General features: G+C 60.2%; 11 protein-coding genes and 2 tRNA genes. 4 read left to right on the top strand and 9 right to left on the bottom strand.

The features are described 5' to 3' along the window. Nucleotides 1-72 precede the first annotated feature (72 nt). Nucleotides 73-2,754: a cyclic nucleotide-binding domain-containing protein gene (locus tag EI291_RS11915; RefSeq protein ID WP_125420127.1), complete on the top strand. Its 2,682-nt coding sequence runs from the start codon at nucleotides 73-75 to the stop codon at nucleotides 2,752-2,754. A gap of 181 nt (nucleotides 2,755-2,935) precedes the next feature. On the opposite strand, the gene EI291_RS11910 is transcribed toward EI291_RS11915, so the two are convergent. The 4 genes from EI291_RS11910 to EI291_RS11895 are packed head-to-tail and all read right to left on the bottom strand — an operon-like array spanning nucleotide 2,936 to nucleotide 6,109. After that, nucleotides 2,936-3,982, bottom strand: a complete 1,047-nt coding sequence (locus tag EI291_RS11910; RefSeq protein WP_125420125.1) for an adenylate/guanylate cyclase domain-containing protein — start codon at nucleotides 3,980-3,982, stop codon at nucleotides 2,936-2,938. Beyond that, entirely contained in the window at nucleotides 3,972-4,367 is a 396-nt protein-coding gene (locus EI291_RS11905) for a response regulator (RefSeq protein WP_205701595.1), read from the bottom strand. Before EI291_RS11905 ends, EI291_RS11910 begins: the two co-directional genes overlap by 11 nt. 41 nt (nucleotides 4,368-4,408) lie before the next feature. After that, nucleotides 4,409-5,785: an ATP-binding protein gene (locus tag EI291_RS11900; RefSeq protein ID WP_125420121.1), complete on the bottom strand. Its 1,377-nt coding sequence runs from the start codon at nucleotides 5,783-5,785 to the stop codon at nucleotides 4,409-4,411. Between the two features lie 36 nt (nucleotides 5,786-5,821). Then, nucleotides 5,822-6,109 carry a hypothetical protein gene (locus EI291_RS11895; protein ID WP_125420119.1) on the bottom strand — a complete coding sequence of 96 codons (288 nt, stop codon included), beginning with the start codon at nucleotides 6,107-6,109 and terminating at the stop codon, nucleotides 5,822-5,824. 162 nt (nucleotides 6,110-6,271) lie between these two features. On the opposite strand from EI291_RS11895, the gene EI291_RS11890 reads away from it, so the two are divergent. After that, nucleotides 6,272-8,260: a peptidylprolyl isomerase gene (locus tag EI291_RS11890; protein WP_125420117.1), complete on the top strand. Its 1,989-nt coding sequence runs from the start codon at nucleotides 6,272-6,274 to the stop codon at nucleotides 8,258-8,260. Between the two features lie 168 nt (nucleotides 8,261-8,428). On the opposite strand, the gene EI291_RS11885 is transcribed toward EI291_RS11890, so the two are convergent. Continuing rightward, a complete protein-coding gene (locus EI291_RS11885) occupies nucleotides 8,429-8,770 on the bottom strand; it encodes a cupin domain-containing protein (RefSeq protein ID WP_125420115.1) in 342 nt (113 codons plus the stop codon). A gap of 175 nt (nucleotides 8,771-8,945) precedes the next feature. On the opposite strand from EI291_RS11885, the gene EI291_RS11880 reads away from it, so the two are divergent. Both EI291_RS11880 and cysK read left to right on the top strand, forming a co-directional pair. Continuing rightward, nucleotides 8,946-9,782, top strand: coding sequence for a serine O-acetyltransferase (locus EI291_RS11880; protein ID WP_125420113.1), 837 nt, complete (start codon nucleotides 8,946-8,948; stop codon nucleotides 9,780-9,782). 144 nt (nucleotides 9,783-9,926) lie between these two features. Continuing rightward, a complete protein-coding gene (gene cysK, locus EI291_RS11875; protein WP_125420111.1) occupies nucleotides 9,927-10,847 on the top strand; it encodes a cysteine synthase A in 921 nt (306 codons plus the stop codon). A gap of 188 nt (nucleotides 10,848-11,035) precedes the next feature. On the opposite strand, the gene EI291_RS11870 is transcribed toward cysK, so the two are convergent. The 4 genes from EI291_RS11870 to EI291_RS11855 form a co-directional block, all read right to left on the bottom strand. After that, nucleotides 11,036-11,109, bottom strand: a tRNA-Ala gene (locus EI291_RS11870). Between the two features lie 44 nt (nucleotides 11,110-11,153). Next, nucleotides 11,154-11,227 (bottom strand) — tRNA-Ala (locus tag EI291_RS11865). Between the two features lie 141 nt (nucleotides 11,228-11,368). After that, nucleotides 11,369-14,881 (bottom strand): TonB-dependent receptor, encoded by a 3,513-nt coding sequence (locus tag EI291_RS11860; protein WP_125420109.1) that lies wholly within the window; start codon nucleotides 14,879-14,881, stop codon nucleotides 11,369-11,371. Nucleotides 14,882-15,033: 152 nt separating this feature from the next. Then, nucleotides 15,034-15,714: a C40 family peptidase gene (locus tag EI291_RS11855; protein ID WP_240635523.1), complete on the bottom strand. Its 681-nt coding sequence runs from the start codon at nucleotides 15,712-15,714 to the stop codon at nucleotides 15,034-15,036. Between the last annotated feature and the right edge of the window lie 10 nt (nucleotides 15,715-15,724).

The following is a 15,724-nucleotide window of genomic DNA, read 5'->3' as shown; positions in this document are numbered from 1 at the left end:
TGAAATTCCATTATCCTTTGACTGCCGGCACCTGTCTTCCGTCACTTTTTACCTGTTACCACTTACCTATTCATGACCTTACGCGCACGTTGGCAGCAGCTGTTGGGCATTCGCCCCGAGGAAGGCCGCACGGTAGGTCTGTTCTTTCTGCACAACTTCCTGCTGGGCATCGGCACTATTCTGGTGTACGTGGCGGCCAACGTCATTCTGCTCGAAAACCAGCCCGAGCGGAACCTGCCACTGGCCTACGGAGCCGCCGCGCTGGCCATGATAGTGGCCGGCCGGGTGTATAACCACTACGAGCACCACCTGGGCCTGCAGCGGGTAGCCGTGCGGGTGCTGCTGGCCGTGGTAATCCTGATGGCGGTGATTGGGGTGTTGGTGGCGGTGGGCCATTCGGTGTGGGCCGCCATTGCTATCATGACGGGCTACCGGGTCATCTACCTGCTCACTAACCTGGAGTTCTGGGGCGTATCGGCGGTGGTGTTTGATGTGCGGCAGGGGCGGCGGCTGTTCAGCGTTATCAGCTCCGGCGACATGCCCGCCAAAGCCCTCGGGGCAGTGCTGGCGTTGCTGATTCATCATCATACCGAGCTGCTGTGGCTGCTGCTGCTGGCTTTCGGGGCCTACGTGGGGGCGTTGCTGGTGCTGCAGGCCACTGGCCGGGAGCACGTGGTAGAGGCTCATTCCCGCGCCCGGGCCGAGCGTACCGAGGCCGTATCGGCTTCGCTGCAGCGGTGGTTTGGCAATAGCCGGCTGGTGCTCACCATGTGCCTGAGCATGCTGGCCATTGCGGCCGTGACTACCGGCATCGAGTACACGTTTTTCGTGAACGTGAAGCACCGCTTCCACGACCAATCAGTGGTGATGCGCTACGTGAGTACGGTGCTGGCCATTACCTATCTGGTGGCATTGGTGGTGAAGCTGGTGGTAACCGGCAAAGTGCTGGACCGGGCCGGGGTGCGGCCGGTGCTGCTGGCCCTGCCGGGGCTGGTGGTGGCCGGGCTGGGCATTTACGGCCTGCACGACACCTGGAGTTCCGGCGGGCTGATGCTGTATTTCTGTGCCTTGTTCCTGACGCTGGAAGTGCTGCGCCGCGCCTTCTTCGACCCCGTTTTTCTGGTCCTGTTTCAACCCCTGCCGGCCCACGAGCGGCTGCAGGCCCACACGCTGGCCAAGGGCCTCTATGAACCACTGGGTATGGGGCTGGCCGGACTGCTGCTGCTGTTGCCGCACGTGGCCCCCGGCATCGGTACCGGCTTCGCGTTTGGCTGGATGGGCCTGCTCATGACCGGGGCGCTGCTGCTGCTGTACCGCACCTACGGACAGTACCTGGGGGAGCTGCAGCACGCCGTAAGCCGCCGTTTTGCCGCGCCCGATGAGCTGCCGGCCGTTGCTGCCCCACGGGGGTGCGACACCGCTTCCAGCGAGGAAATAGCCAGTCTGGTGCAAAGCCTCACTGACAAAGCCACCCGCCCCGAAGCCACGACCCGGCTGCGGCAGCAAGGCCTGGCCGCCGTGCCTGCCTTTGCGGAAGCCGCCCTTGCAACTCCCGATGATGCCCAGCTGCGCCGTCTGGCTCAGTTGCTGGGTCATGTGGAGCACCCGCAAAGCCGCGCCGCGCTGGTGCAGCTGGCCCGGCGCCCCAATCTGCTCCACCGGGAAGCGGCGTTGCGTGCCCTGCGCAGTTTTGCGCCCGAGCCCGCCGATGCACCCGTATTCCAGAGCCTGGTGCAGCAGGAGCTACTGCTGGCCCGGCAGCTGCTGCACGGCAAGGCCGCTTCCGACGACCAGCCCCTGCGCGACGCCCTGGCCTACGAGCTGCACCGCCTGGAGCAGCGGCTGTTCGGCCTGCTGTTGCAGCTCTACCCACCCCAGGCCATTGCCGATGCCCAGCGCAGCGTGACGCACGCGGCCCGGGAGCGGCAGGCCAATGCCCTCGAAATCCTCGATAACCTCATTGCCCGCCCGGTGTACCAGGCCCTGCAAACCCTGCTGGAGCTGCGCCCCGCCGCTGAAAAGGCTCGGGTTTTCGACCGGCTGCTGCCCGCTGCTACCGGCCCAGTGCCCATCGGGTATTTTATTGCCGAGCAGGGCGAAACCTTGTTTTCTGACTGGACGATTAGCTTGGCGCTGCGGCAGGCGCAACCGGCCGTTGGCGGGTTTCAGGGGCTGTGGCCGCACGTGCAAAGCCCCAGCCAGCTGGTGCGCGAAAGTGCCTTTGCGGCCCTGGCCCGTTGGGCTGAAACGTACCCAGCGGCTTACCAACAAGCCCTTCTTCAACATCCTTCCCTGCCCGCGCTACTGATGAGCCATTCTGCTACCGCCTCGCACCTGTCCGCCGCCGACCGAGTAGCGGTGCTGCAGCAAACGGCATTGTTTGCCGCTACGCCCGCCAACGTACTCAGCAGCATTGTGCCCATCATGAAGGAAGTGTCCTTCGCGGCCCAGGAGCACATTTTCGCCAAAGGCGACCTGGGCGCTTCCCTGTTCATTGTGTATGAGGGCGAGGTGGGCATCTTCAACGGGGCGCAGCAGCTGGCCACCTTCCGGGAGGGCGACTTCTTTGGGGAGCTGGCCCTGCTGGATGCGGAGCCCCGCTCGGCTACGGCCATGGCCCAACAGCCCGTGCTGGCCTTCCGCCTCGATCAGGACGATTTCTACGACGTGATGGAAGAGCGCCCCGAGGTGCTGCGCAACATTCTGCGGGTACTGTGCCAGCGCCTGCGCAAGCAGAATGAAATGGTGAAATAAGCCCGTCATTGCGAGCCGGAGGCGCAGCAATCCTTCCTTATCAGAGCACAAAATCAGACAAACAGAAAGCCCCTGACGCCAGTGCGGACGTCAGGGGCTTTCTGTATTTCAGGGCTTGGTACTGCGAAAAGGAAAGATTGCTGCGCCTCCGGCTCGCAAGGATGGCCCCGTTGACGCGTTGTTACGCTACCACCTCATAAATCATGACCGGCTGCGACTTGTTCTTGAGCGTCACCTCGCGCAACGGCCGGCACTGGAACGACTCTTTCACGCGCTGGTAGGTAGCTTCGGTGATGATGATCTGGCCGGGCTGGGCCACGGATTGCAGGCGCTGGCTCACGTTCACATTGTCGCCGATGACGGTGTAATCCAGGCGCTTGAGCGAGGCCGAACCGATGTTGCCCGATACCATTTCGCCGGTATTGATACCGATGCTGACTTCCGGCTGGTAGGGGCGGCCATCGGGCAGCACGTCCTGGTTGGCCTGCACCACCTGGCGCACGGCCAGGGCGGCGTCCATGGCCCGGTCGAGGTGGTATTCACCCCGGAACACGGCCATGACGGCGTCGCCCATAAACTTATCAATGTAGCCGCCCTGCGCAATGATTTCCTGCACCATCTGGTCGAAGTAGCGGTTCAGCATGGTCACAATATCGGCCGGGGGCATCACCTCAGAAAGCGAGGTGAAGCCGCAGATATCAATGAATACCACCGTGGCTTCCACCGTTTCGGAGGCCATCAGGGTGTTTTTGAACTCCGGCCGGCCCACGAAATTCAGCACCGTTTCATCCACGTACATGCGCAGGATGTTGTTTTCCTGGATGGCCCGCAGCGTTTCGCGCAGCTGCTGCACGTGCTGCGCCGTTTTGTCCATGGTGGTTTCCAGATCCTGAAAATCCACGGGCTTGGTCACGAAGTCGAAGGCTCCGCGGTTCATGGCCGTGCGGATGTTCTGCATATCCCCGTAGGCCGACACCATCACCGTTTTCAGCACCGGATTGGCCTCCTGCAGCTTGCTGAGCAGCGTAAGCCCGTCCATCACCGGCATGTTGATGTCGGAGAGGATGATGTCGAGGTCGGGGTGCTGCTGCAGGGTGTTCAGGGCTTCCTGACCGTTGCTGGCAAACACAAACTCGTACACACTCTCCCGGATTTTGCGCCGGAATTTCTGTTTGATGAGCAGCTCCAGGTCGGCCTCATCATCGACTACCAGAATTTTAGTTTTCATGGGCAGTGAGGTGCAACAGTTTTTCCTTGAGAGCCGCAAAATCGACGGGCTTGGCCAGGAAGTCGTTGGCCCCCAGCTCCAGGGCCTGCTGGCGGCTGGCCTCGTCGCCGTAGGCCGTAATCATCATTACCTGGGGCGGGGTAGGTGGTGGGGAGTTGTACTGGTGTCGGATGTGGCGCAGCAGCTCCAGCCCGCTCATGCCGGGCATGTTAATGTCGGACAGGATGAGTACCACCTCCGAGCTGTGGTCGTGCAGATAATCCAAGGCTTCCTCCCCGGAGTAGGCAAATGAAAACGTGAAAGCGCCACTGCGGATTTCGCGCCGGAACCGCTGCTCGAACAGCGTCCGTACGTCTTGTTCGTCATCAACAACTAATATCTTCATCAACAGCAAAACTAAGAGAAAGCGCCAGCCGAACAGCCGTATCAGGCCGGTAAAGTAATAATGAACTCCGTGCCCTGCCCCTCTTCCGACTCCACCTCCAAGGTGCCGCCGTGCGCCTTCGTTACGATGTCGTAGCTGAGCGAAAGGCCCAGGCCGGTACCCTCGCCGGTGGGTTTGGTAGTGAAGAAGGGCTGGAATATTTTCTGACGTACGCTGGCCGGAATGCCGGTGCCGTTGTCGCGCACCCGCACTTCCACGCTGCCGTTGGGCAGCTGGCGGGTGGCCACGCTCACCGTGGGCGCGAAATCGGGGGGGCTGGCCTCCTTACGTTTCTGCACGGCGTAAAACGCGTTGGTAAACAGGTTCAGCAGCACCCGGCCCAGGTCCTGGGCCACGGCGTTAATCTTCACTAAGCTGGGGTCGAAGTGGGTGTTGAGGGTGGCGTTGAATGTTTTATCCTTGGCGCGCAGGCCGTGGTAAGCCAGGCGCAGGTACTCGTCGGCCAGCACGTTCAGGTCGGTGGGCTGCCGCTCACCGGTGCTGGCGCGGCTGTGCTCCAACATGCCCCGCACAATGCTGGCCGCCCGCTGGCCATGGTGGGTAATTTTCTGCAGGTTCTGGCGCAGGTCGGCCAGTAGCTCTGCTTCCAGTTCATGGTCCCGGTCAGGGCGCTGCTGTTCTTCTTCCAGCTCCTGCACCAGCTCGGCCGATACGTCGGAGAAGTTGGTGACGAAGTTGAGCGGGTTTTGAATTTCGTGGGCAATGCCGGCCGTCAGTTCCCCCAGGCTGGCCATTTTTTCGGCCTGAATCAGTTGGGCCTGGGTGGTTTTTAGTTCTTCTAAAGCGTGCTGCAGCTCCTCGGTTTGCTGAGTCAGGGAAGAAGTTCGTTCGGCCACCAACCGCTCCAGCTGGGCATTTTGGGCGGCTATTTCGCGCCGTTCTTTCTCCTCGGCTTCGCGCACTACCCGCTCGGCTTCCAGCTGCTTTTTCTGCTTGCGGGCAATGAGTACGAATGTCACCAGCCAGATGGTGGCAAACCCCTGGCTGTTGCTGAACAGGCTCCGGTATTCGTGCAGAAAACCGGTACTTAGCGCCCCGGAAAGCAGCTCAATAAGGGCGTAGAGTGCGTAGGGTACTACGGCCAGCAGCAGCGTCCGGGCCGGGCGGTAGTGCTGCACGCGCACCAGCACCCCTACCACCATGGCCAGCAGAAACAGCGTGTAGATTTCGTCCAGCCGGTCGGTTTTCCAGTGAATCAGCAGGGAAAACAGGTACAGTATCAGGCCGGGTACCCAGAAGTAGCCAAGCAGGCGGCTGAGGTGGGGCGTGCGGATGGGTAAGTCCAGAAACTTCCGCATGCTCCGGACCACTATTGCCGCCAGACCTACCGAAATCAGAATAGACGCGTTTACTTCCATGCAGTGGGAGAGAGGGGAGAAAAACGAAACAGGGCGCTACGGTTTGCGGGCTGAATCCGGCTTATCAGCCGAGCCGCTCAGGAAACGGGGTAGCGGCAGGGTCAGCGTTACCACCGGGTTGTCGGTTGATGTCTGATTTTTGTCTTTGCGGGGGCTGGGCAGCAGGCCGGCTACTTCGCCCAGCTTGCCCAGCACCGTGGGCAGCGTTACGCGTACCTGCACCACCTTCTGGGGGGGCGGGGTGGCTGGCTTGGTTTGCGCATAGCCGGGGCTGGCGCTCAGAAGCAGGAGCAGCAGTAACCAATAAAAAGAAGCGCGGAACATGGCAGGAAGGATGCTACCGTAAAGATGCACGGATAAATAAGTTTCCTGCTATTGAAAAGCCTAAACCGCAGGAATGGCTTTGCGTGGGTTTCTACTGAGTACAGATGGCTTTTCGAACCGAAGCGTTGCCTTCCCTCTCAGAGTATTTACCTTAGGGCATCCATGATGTACTCTACCCTGTACCGTTTTACAGCTGCCGCAGTGGCTGCCGGTGGTGCGTTACTCTCCGCCTGCGCGCCGCACCCGGCTACTTCCGTTTCTGCCAGCCCTGCTGCCAATCATTTCACCACCGACAGCACCCTGCGGCGTATTGCCACGCTGCAGGATGAGCGCCTGACGGCGGGCCTGCTGCCTTTCCTGAGCCACCCAACGGCGCGTTACCGCCAGGCTGCCGCCGAGGCCCTGGCTTCGGTGCAGGACAAAGCGGCTACGGCCCAGCTGTTGACTGCGCTGGAAGACGCGGAATGGACCGTGCGCCAACAGGCCGCCTATGCGCTGGGCCAAACGGCCGACTCTACCGCCGAAACCGAGTTGTGGCGGCAGGTAGCCGAGGAAAAACACCCCACGGTGCGCCGCTACGAGCTGGAGGCACTGGGCCGCTGTACGTCCCGTAAGTCGTTGGTGCTGCTGACCCGGCTGCCGGCCAACATTCCCGCCGATACAGCCACGCTGAGCGGGCAGGCCTGGGGCTTGTACCGTGCCGGACTGCGCGGGCTTACTTCCGAGGCCGCCGTGGCGCGCCTGGTGCAGCTGCTGGGCCGCAGCAACCCTACCAGTGCCCGGGTGGCGGCGGCCAATGCGTTGGCCCGTACCCGGGGGCTCAATCTGGTGCCGTACGCTGCGGCTATCAGCGCCGCCGCGCAGCAGGACGAATCCTACGCAGTGCGCAGCGGGGCGGCGGCGGCCCTGGGCAAAGCCGCTGCTGCGTCGGGAGTGCCGGCTACGCTGGCCGGTCTGGCCTGCCGGGATGCCGATTATCGGGTGCGGGTGAGTGCGCTGCGGGCCATGAATAAGGCAATGTATGCGCCCGTAAAGGAAGCCACCTGGGCCGCTCTTACCGACGCCAACGACCAGGTGGCCCTTACGGCCGCAGAATATTTCCTGGCCAACGCCGCCGATGAGCCCGGTACCCTGTTTCTGGAAAAAGCCAACCGCCTGCCGCAGTGGCGGGTACGCGCCACCTTGCTCGCCGCCGCTCTGCGCCAGCCTGGCCCGGAGCGCGCCGCCATTCGTCGGGCCATCGAGGAGCGGTACACGGCCGCTACGGATGTTTACGAGAAGGGCTACCTGCTGAAAGCGTTGAGCGAAGACCCCGCCGCGTTTGAGTTTGTGCGGCAGGCCACGTTTGCCCCCGGTCATCCGGTGGTAATTGGAACCTATGGTATGGAAGCCCTGGTAGCCCTGCGCCGCCAGGCCGATTTCCCTTCGGCCCGTTACCCCGAGGTGGCGCTGGCCCTGCGCCAGGGCGTGCTCAGCGGTGATGTGGCCATGATGGGGACGGCCGCTGAGGCCATTCGGGACCCCAAGCTGGATATGCGCCGGCTACTGCCCAACCCCGATTTCCTGGTGCAGGCCCGCGACAAACTCACGCTGCCCCGCGACCTGGAAGCCTGGCAATCTTTACAGCAAACCATCGATTATGTGCAGCAGCGGCCGGCTACGCCCACGCCCGTCGCGCAAGCTGCCACGCACCCCATCGACTGGGGACTGGTAACTACCATTCCGGCAGGTCAGCGGGCCGTGGTACACACCAGCAAGGGTGATGTGGTGATGCGGCTGCTGGTGGAGCAGGCGCCCGGCTCGGTAGCCAGCTTCGTAGCCCTCACCCGCCAGGGCTTCTACAATGGAAAGAACTTCCACCGGGTAGTGCCCAACTTTGTAGCCCAGGGCGGTTGCCCCCGCGGCGACGGCTGGGGCAGTTCCGACTACAACTTGCGCTCCGAGTTTGCCGACCTGCATTATGGCGAAGGAGCCGTAGGTCTGGCCTCGGCCGGCAAGGATACCGAAAGCTGCCAGTGGTTCATCACCCACGCTCCCACACCCCACCTCGACGGCCGCTACACCATCTTCGCGCAGGTTGTGCAGGGCATGGACGTGGTCAGTCGGTTGGAAATCGGGGACCGGATAGACAAAGTGGAGCTAATGAAATAAGTGGCTGATTTTCCGATTTCGGCTTGCCGGCGCGTTGCAGGTACAGATTAAGCGCCTCAGACGAATCGTGAAATACCAAGCCCCGGCAGCTTGCATACTCCCGTCAGGGAATAAGCAAGCTGCCGGGGCTTTCAACTGGAAATCAGGAACTGACGACCAGAAACCCGGTTACGCGTCGTCGCGGCCGTGTACCTGGGCGGGCGGCGTGGTGGCTTCTACCGCTGAAAAAGCTTCCAGTACTTTATAGGTATGTGAGGCTCCTTTCGGGACAACCCACGAATTACCGGGTTCCAGAACTACCACCTGGCCTTCCAGGTGCAGCTCGGCCCGGCCTTTCAGCACGTAGCCCACGGTTTCATAAGGTCTGGCAGAAGGTTCTTTGGCCTCGCCGGGCTGCTCATTCTCCCACATGCGCATGGAAATGTGCGTGCCGGAAGCCAGGTATTTCTCGCCATCGGGGCCGGTAGGAGAATGACGGGAATCAACTTTCGTGATGGTGGTATCAGCCATATTGCCGGTAAGTAAGAAGCGTAAAAATAAGGATGCGTTCCTGTGGCTAACGGCCCGGCCGCTGGGCAGGTTGCGCCCAAATGCCCGACAAACCTTCCTTACCGGCCGCGGTTAACCAAAGTCACGGCGGTATTATCTTCCGCCGTTCGGCTATCATGCCGCCTTCTTTGAGCATATGTCCGTTTACGAGTCCGATTTTCTGCACGCCCTGGCCCAGGCGCATCAACACACCGCTGCGCCGCTGCCCGCTGCCGCGTTCTGCCAGTTAGCCGATCAGCTCCTGGAGCTGCTGTTTCCGGAGCGCGCCGCCCGTCCCCTCCGCGACGCCGATGCCATTGCCGCCACGCTGCGCCTGCTGCAGGATGACCTGGCCGATCTGCTTCGGGCCGTGCCTGTCGCTCAACCGGCCCCGGAGTTAGCGGCGGCTCTTGTAGCGTCGTTACCTTTTCTGCGCGATACGCTGCTGCTGGATGCCGCCGCCATTGTGGCCGCCGACCCGGCTGCGCAGGGTATGGCCGAGGTAATCAGTACGTATCCGGGGTTTTATGCCATTGCCATGCACCGCTTCGCCCACGGCCTGCATCTGCGAGGCGTGCCCCGCGTGCCGCGCCTGCTCAGCGAGTATGCGCACCAGCGTACCGGCATCGATATTCACCCAGGGGCGCAAATCGGTCCGTCATTCTGCATCGACCACGGTACAGGGCTGGTTATCGGCGAAACCTGCGTAATTGGGGCCGGGGTCAAGATTTTTCAGGGCGTTACGCTGGGCGCACTGAGTGTGGCCAAGCAGCTGCAGGGCATCAAGCGCCACCCCACCATTGAGGACCATGTGGTGATTTACGCCGGGGCTACTATTTTGGGCGGCAGTACTACCGTGGGCAGCCACAGTATTATTGGGGGCAACGTGTGGCTCACGGAAAGTGTGCCCTCGCATTCCCGGGTGTATCATCAGGCGCACATTCACGTAACCCGCTCCCAGGACCCTACGGAAGACATTCTGTTTTCCATTTGAACAGGTGGATAGCTGCATGGCCGAACGGTGGAATAGCTGAAGCATACACGCTGCCCCCTGTTCAATTTGCCAGAATGCCCACACTCCATCCGGTAGTCCTCCCATTCGGTATTTCAACAATTTAACACTTCAACCATCCATCAGATGAAAGCTACTTCCATTCTGGATACAATCGGCAATACGCCGCTGCTGCGCCTCAACAAGCTGTTTGCCCACCGCCCCGATGTGGAGGTGTGGGTGAAGCTGGAACGGGCCAACCCCGGCGGCAGCATCAAAGACCGGATTGCCCTGAGCATGATTGAGCAGGCCGAACAGGACGGCACCCTCACGCCCGACAGCACCATCGTGGAGCCTACTTCCGGCAACACCGGCGTAGGCTTGGCTATGGTGGCCGCCGTGAAAGGCTATAAGCTCACGCTGGTGATGCCCGAGAGCATGAGCATTGAGCGCCGCCGCCTGATGGCTGCCTACGGGGCCAACCTGGAACTGACGCCTCGCGAAAAAGGCATGAAAGGTGCCATTGAAAAGGCCCACGAGCTGGTGCAGAACACGCCCGGTGCCTGGATGCCTATGCAGTTTGAAAACCCAGCTAATATTAAAGTACACCAAGAAACTACCGCGCAGGAGATTCTGCAGGATGTCCCGGAAGGCTTCGATTTCTATATTACCGGCGTGGGTACCGGCGGCCACCTGACCGGGGTTGCCGAAGTACTAAAGCCCAAATTTCCGAATATGAAGGTGTTTGCCGTTGAGCCGGAACTGTCGCCGGTTATCAGCGGCGGGGCTCCCGGCCCGCACCCCATCCAGGGCATTGGGGCCGGCTTTATTCCCGCCAACCTGCACCAGAATATCCTCGATGGTACCATTCAGATCAGCCAGCAGGAAGCCTTCGACATGGCTCGCCGCGCCGCGCGCGAGGAGGGTATCTTCATGGGCGTTTCCTCGGGTGCTTCTCTGGCGGCCGTTGCCAAAAAGCTGGACGAAGTGCCCCAAGGCGGCCGCGTCCTCACTTTCTGCTACGATACCGGTGAGCGGTACCTCTCGGTGGAAGGCCTGTTCGTGTAAGCAGAGCTGCAAAACGGACTGATCAGGCGTGTGTCGGCTACCTATTGCTGCCAACACGGTACGAAAACGAAAAGGCCTTCCAAGCGGAAGGCCTTTTTTGCTGGGAGCCGGATTCAACTGGGTAATCCGACCGAATCCGTGATAAAACAAAAAGCCCAACCGGTGAGGTTGGGCTTTTGCAACGGGAGTGGAGAATATCGGAGTCGAACCGATGACCTCTTGCATGCCATGCAAGCGCTCTAGCCAGCTGAGCTAATCCCCCGTTTGTTGTGTTTAGATCCTCACCGGTTTGGTTGTGAGTAGGAGTGGAGAATATCGGAGTCGAACCGATGACCTCTTGCATGCCATGCAAGCGCTCTAGCCAGCTGAGCTAATCCCCCGGGATGGTTGAACCCAAACCGCCGGTTGCGTTTTGGTTTGGCAAAAGTACGCCGCCTTTTCGATTCTGCAAGCAGTACGGTAAAAAAAAAGTGGGCTGACGATATCGTCAGCCCACTTTCAGGTAGCTAAGTGGTTGAGGCTTAGTTGAAGATGTAGCGCAGGCCCACCTGGCCCTGCCAACGCGAACCGATACCGCCGGTATCGTCGCGGAAAGTGCGCGACAGCGGAACACCAGGAGTTACGGTGGTTGTACCGTTCACCGTCGTCGAGGCGGGGTTGGTCAGGTAGGGGAAGGTGAATACAGGCTGACCTTGGGCGTTGTAACCGGCAAAGGTGAGCGGGTTCACCTTGTTGGCAGTCCGGAACGTACCCCAGTCGCTGTTGATCAGGTTACCTACGTTGAAGATGTCAATGCTCAGCTGCAGGGTGTTGCGGTTCTCACCGATGTTGGTGAAGATGTCCTGCAGAATGCGCAGATCGACGCGGTGCTGCCACGGACGGGCGGCGCCGTTACGCTCCGCGTATTCGCCGCGGTGCTTGCTCAGGTATTTGTCCTGGTTGATGAAGGCATCCAGGTCAGCCCACTGCTGAGTAGCCGAGTACGTACCACCACCCTGAGCAGCCGTCAGCGTGATGTCACGCAGGTTGATTTCGCTCTGGTTGCGGGGGATGTACATCAGGTCGTTCGAGGTCTGGTTGTCACCGTTCATGTCACCCGAGTATACGTACGAGTAGCGGCCGGCCGGCGCACCTTCGTAGAACATCGACAGGGTGGTACCCAGGTGGCCCAGGTACTCCTTGCGGTACGACAGCGAACCGATTACGCGGTGCTGCTGCAGGAACTGCGAGTAGCTCAGAGCTTCAGCGTTCGGGTCACCCGACACGGAACGGTCACGCCAGATGGACTGGGCAATCGAGCCACCGTCGTTTACCGAGCGGGAATCCGAGTAGGTGTAAGCAGCCATCAGGAACAGACCGTTGTTGAACGATTTCTGCAGCTGACCGGTAACAGCATAGGAATAACCCTTGCTGGTGTTTTTCATCAGGATGGCGTCGCTGATGTTGGGGTTGGTAGCCGTAGCTCCACCACGACCAGCATAGATCTGGTAGTTGCGGGTAGCGGTAACCAGACCGGCATTGTTGCCGGTTTGGGCAGCGCCAAAGGTGTAGAAGATCGGACGGTTGTCAGCACCATTGGCGCGGGCGAAGGGTGCTTCTTCCGAGCCGGGCAGGTTCACGTTCTGATGATACACGGCATTCAGGTCTCTGGTGTAGAAACCTTCGAGGGTACCAATGATACCACCGGGCAGCTGCTGGTCAACGGCCAGGTTGGTACGCCATACCTGCGGGAACTTGAAGTCCTTATCGGTAACGGCTAGGTTGTACGACGTGTTAGCTGTTGCGTTCTGTGGAACATAAGCGTCTACGTTGGGCGAGAAGGGGTAGATGGAGGCGTTGGGGTTCACCACACCATTGCTACCCGTAGTAGCTACTGAGCCCGAAGTGCTGAACGAGCCGAACTGTACGCCGTTGTTGCTGGCCTGGTTCGACAGCCATACGAACGGAACGCGGCCAGTGAAGATACCGGTACCACCACGTACCTGGGTTTTCTTGTCGTCGTTCACATCCCAGTTGAAGCCAACGCGGGGCGAGAACAGGACACGCTTCTTGGGCAGGTCGCCGGTGTTGATTTTCACCCCGTCGCGGAAGGTCAGGGCAGCGGCATTGGTGTTCTGCTGCAGGTCCGACGTTACGAAGGGCAGGTCAGCACGTACACCGTAGGTCACGCGCAGGTTGTTCTTGGCCGACCATTCATCCTGCACGTACAGGCCCAGCTGTGCTGCTTTGATATCGGCGTAGGGGAACTCACCACCCGGCAGAGCCGAGTATTGCAGGTTGTAGCGGGCCGGACCCGGACGCGTGCCAGTCAGAGCCGTAATGGTCGGGTTGGCGGGGTTGGTAGTACGGTCGTAGCTGAAGCCGGCGGAAGCGTAGAAGTCTTCCAGCGAGTTGAACGAGTAGTTACCGTAGTAGTTCGGCGCAAAGCCGTTACGGAACTTGTAGAATTCGTTGTAGGTACCAACCGTTACATTGTGCTTGCCGAGGTAAGCCGTGAAGTTGTCACCCACCTGAGCAACGTCCGTATTCAGGATGTTGAAAGCCGAGAAAGGCTCGTAACCAAACGAAGTAAGTGAGTTAGGTGCTACGATACCTGACAGCTGTGCTGTGGTAGTGCTACGGCCTGCCTGCGTACCAATGTCAACCAGCGGGAAGATACCGCCACTGCTCTCGCGGAAGTCGCGGAAAGCCGAATAACCGGCCGTCAGGTTGTTGGAGAAACGGCCACCACCGAAGCTGCTGTTCAATTCGGCAATGAACGAGTTCAGGTTGTTGTTGATGGTGTAGTACGACGACGAGAACGGCAAGCCGAACTGCGACTGGGAGCGTTGGCCGGCAATAGCGCCCGAAGTGCTTGGCGGAATATCGGCGTACGACTTTAGGTAGTTGTACTTGATATTGAAGCGGTGGTTCTGGCTGATGTTCCAGTCCAGTTTCACCGTTGCCTTGTCGCTGTTTTGGCGCAGCTGATAGCTCTCGTAGTCGCCGGCGTTAAAGCCGTACTGCGTCTGCAGGAAGTTTTTCAGGAAGTCGAGGTCGGCAGAGCGGGCCTGTGAGGTCTGAGCACCGGCTGGTACACCGTCGCGGGTAGCCGTGAAGTTGCCGTTTGGCGGATCGTTCCGACGCTCCCGCTCCCCGTTCACGAAGAAGAACAGCTTGTCCTTAATGATGGGGCCACCGAAGCGGAAACCTTCATTGTGCAGGTTGAATTTGGGGTAGTCCTGTTTGAAGTCACCCACCTTGCTGCCCACCAGATCCTGGTTACGCAGGAAACCGTATACCGAGCCCGAGAATTTGTTGGTGCCCGAGCGAGTTACTACGTTGATACCAGCACCCGTAAACGAGCCCTGACGAACGTCGAAGGGCGCAATGCTCACCTGAATCTGGTCAATAGCGTCCAGCGAAATGGGCTGGGCGCTGGCCTGACCGCCTACCGTCGAGTTCAGACCGAAGGCGTTGTTGAAAATGGCACCGTCAACGGTTACGTTGTTGAAGCCCCCGCTACGGCCGCCGAAGCTGTTGTTCGAGCCGGCCTGCGGCGTCAGACGCGTAAAGTCGCTCAAGGAGCGGCTGATGGTGGGCAGGCGCTCAATCTGCTCGCGCTGCACCGTGGTAGCAGCCCCCGTACGACCCGCGTTGATAACCGGATCCTGACGGCCGCTTACCACTACTTCGCCCAGCGTCTGCTCGGCTTCGCTCAGGTTGATGTCGAGGCGCAGGTTCTGGCCCAGCGTCAGGAAGATACCTTCCCGAACAGCCTCTTTGTAGCCTACAAACGAAATGCGGATGGTGTATGGACCACCTACGCGCATGTTCTGCAGGTTGAAGCGGCCTTCCGAGTTGGTTGGCGCAACATACTGCGTGTTAGTGGGGGTGTGTACGGCAATAACCGTGGCACCGGGCAAGCCCTCACCAGCCTTGTCGGTAATGATACCGTTCATCGCCGATGTGGTACTACCCTGCGCCCAGCTCAACTGCGCTGCGAGAACCGCTATGGGCACCAGCGCGACTGAAGCGTAATGGTTGCGTTTCATAAAAGAGGGGGGATTGGTGAAAAAAAGCGGGGCTTGTTAGGGGTGAAAAAGCGCCGCAAAAGTACTCGATGAATCTAGCTGCTGCGTTACCGCAGTGTTATGATTACAGCGAATCCTTGTGCGTAGTGGTGGAACAAATGTAAGAGGGAAATTCACAATCTAGGGCGTACAGCCTTTATGAATCTGCTCAGGTAGTAATCGGTTTCCAGAGCGTTTTCCACAACTCCTAATGAGCTGGAAGAGTGGATGAACTGAACGCTTTCCGGCGAGGCTTCTGTCACCATTCCCACGTGCGTGATGGTGCTGCTGCCGGGCGAGGCTCCAAAAAATACCAAATCACCTGGGCGTAAATCCTGTGGTTTTACCGGCTCACCCCAGGCAGCCTGCTCATTGCTGGAGCGCGGAATGGCCACGTTGATGGCCGCAAACGACTCGTGCAGCAGTCCGGAGCAGTCCATGCCCAGGCGCGTAGTACCACCGTATTTATAGGGAGTGCCCTGGTAAGAGCGGGCCGTTTCGATAACGGCCGCCAGCTGCACCGGCACATTGGCCGGCAAAGGGCGGCTGGGCCGCCGTACCACCGTTTTCGACTTGCCAACGGCCGCGCCGGACTTGGTTTTGGCCTTTACCGTAGAACCCGAGACGCCCCGGCGTCGCTCGGCCGCCTTCATGCGGGCCATATCCCGGGCGGAATAATAGCGGCCATTACGGTAGTTTACCCTGCCGGTGCTGCCGCATGCGGCCAGCCAGCCAGCCAGCAGCAGAATCAGGGCTGTGGAGAGTGGACGCTGCCACTGCGTTGAATGCCGTACCTTCGTAGCGTGTTCCCGCATCGGGGCAAAG

Origin of the sequence: Hymenobacter rigui, assembly GCF_003944715.1 — a bacterium.
GTDB lineage: Bacteria > Bacteroidota > Bacteroidia > Cytophagales > Hymenobacteraceae > Hymenobacter > Hymenobacter rigui.
Note: the sequence above shows the minus strand (reverse complement) of the source record. Positions and strands in the feature narration are given on the sequence as shown.

Bases quoted from the DNA above. Each gene is read 5' to 3' on its own strand.
- EI291_RS11915 (WP_125420127.1), top strand. From the start codon at position 73: ATGACCTTACGCGCACGTTGGCAGCAGCTGTTGGGCATTCGCCCCGAG.
- EI291_RS11910 (WP_125420125.1), bottom strand. From the start codon at position 3,982: ATGAAAACTAAAATTCTGGTAGTCGATGATGAGGCCGACCTGGAGCTG.
- EI291_RS11905 (WP_205701595.1), bottom strand. From the start codon at position 4,367: ATGAAGATATTAGTTGTTGATGACGAACAAGACGTACGGACGCTGTTC.
- EI291_RS11900 (WP_125420121.1), bottom strand. From the start codon at position 5,785: ATGGAAGTAAACGCGTCTATTCTGATTTCGGTAGGTCTGGCGGCAATA.
- EI291_RS11895 (WP_125420119.1), bottom strand. From the start codon at position 6,109: ATGTTCCGCGCTTCTTTTTATTGGTTACTGCTGCTCCTGCTTCTGAGC.
- EI291_RS11890 (WP_125420117.1), top strand. From the start codon at position 6,272: ATGATGTACTCTACCCTGTACCGTTTTACAGCTGCCGCAGTGGCTGCC.
- EI291_RS11885 (WP_125420115.1), bottom strand. From the start codon at position 8,770: ATGGCTGATACCACCATCACGAAAGTTGATTCCCGTCATTCTCCTACC.
- EI291_RS11880 (WP_125420113.1), top strand. From the start codon at position 8,946: ATGTCCGTTTACGAGTCCGATTTTCTGCACGCCCTGGCCCAGGCGCAT.
- cysK (WP_125420111.1), top strand. From the start codon at position 9,927: ATGAAAGCTACTTCCATTCTGGATACAATCGGCAATACGCCGCTGCTG.
- EI291_RS11860 (WP_125420109.1), bottom strand. From the start codon at position 14,881: ATGAAACGCAACCATTACGCTTCAGTCGCGCTGGTGCCCATAGCGGTT.
- EI291_RS11855 (WP_240635523.1), bottom strand. From the start codon at position 15,714: ATGCGGGAACACGCTACGAAGGTACGGCATTCAACGCAGTGGCAGCGT.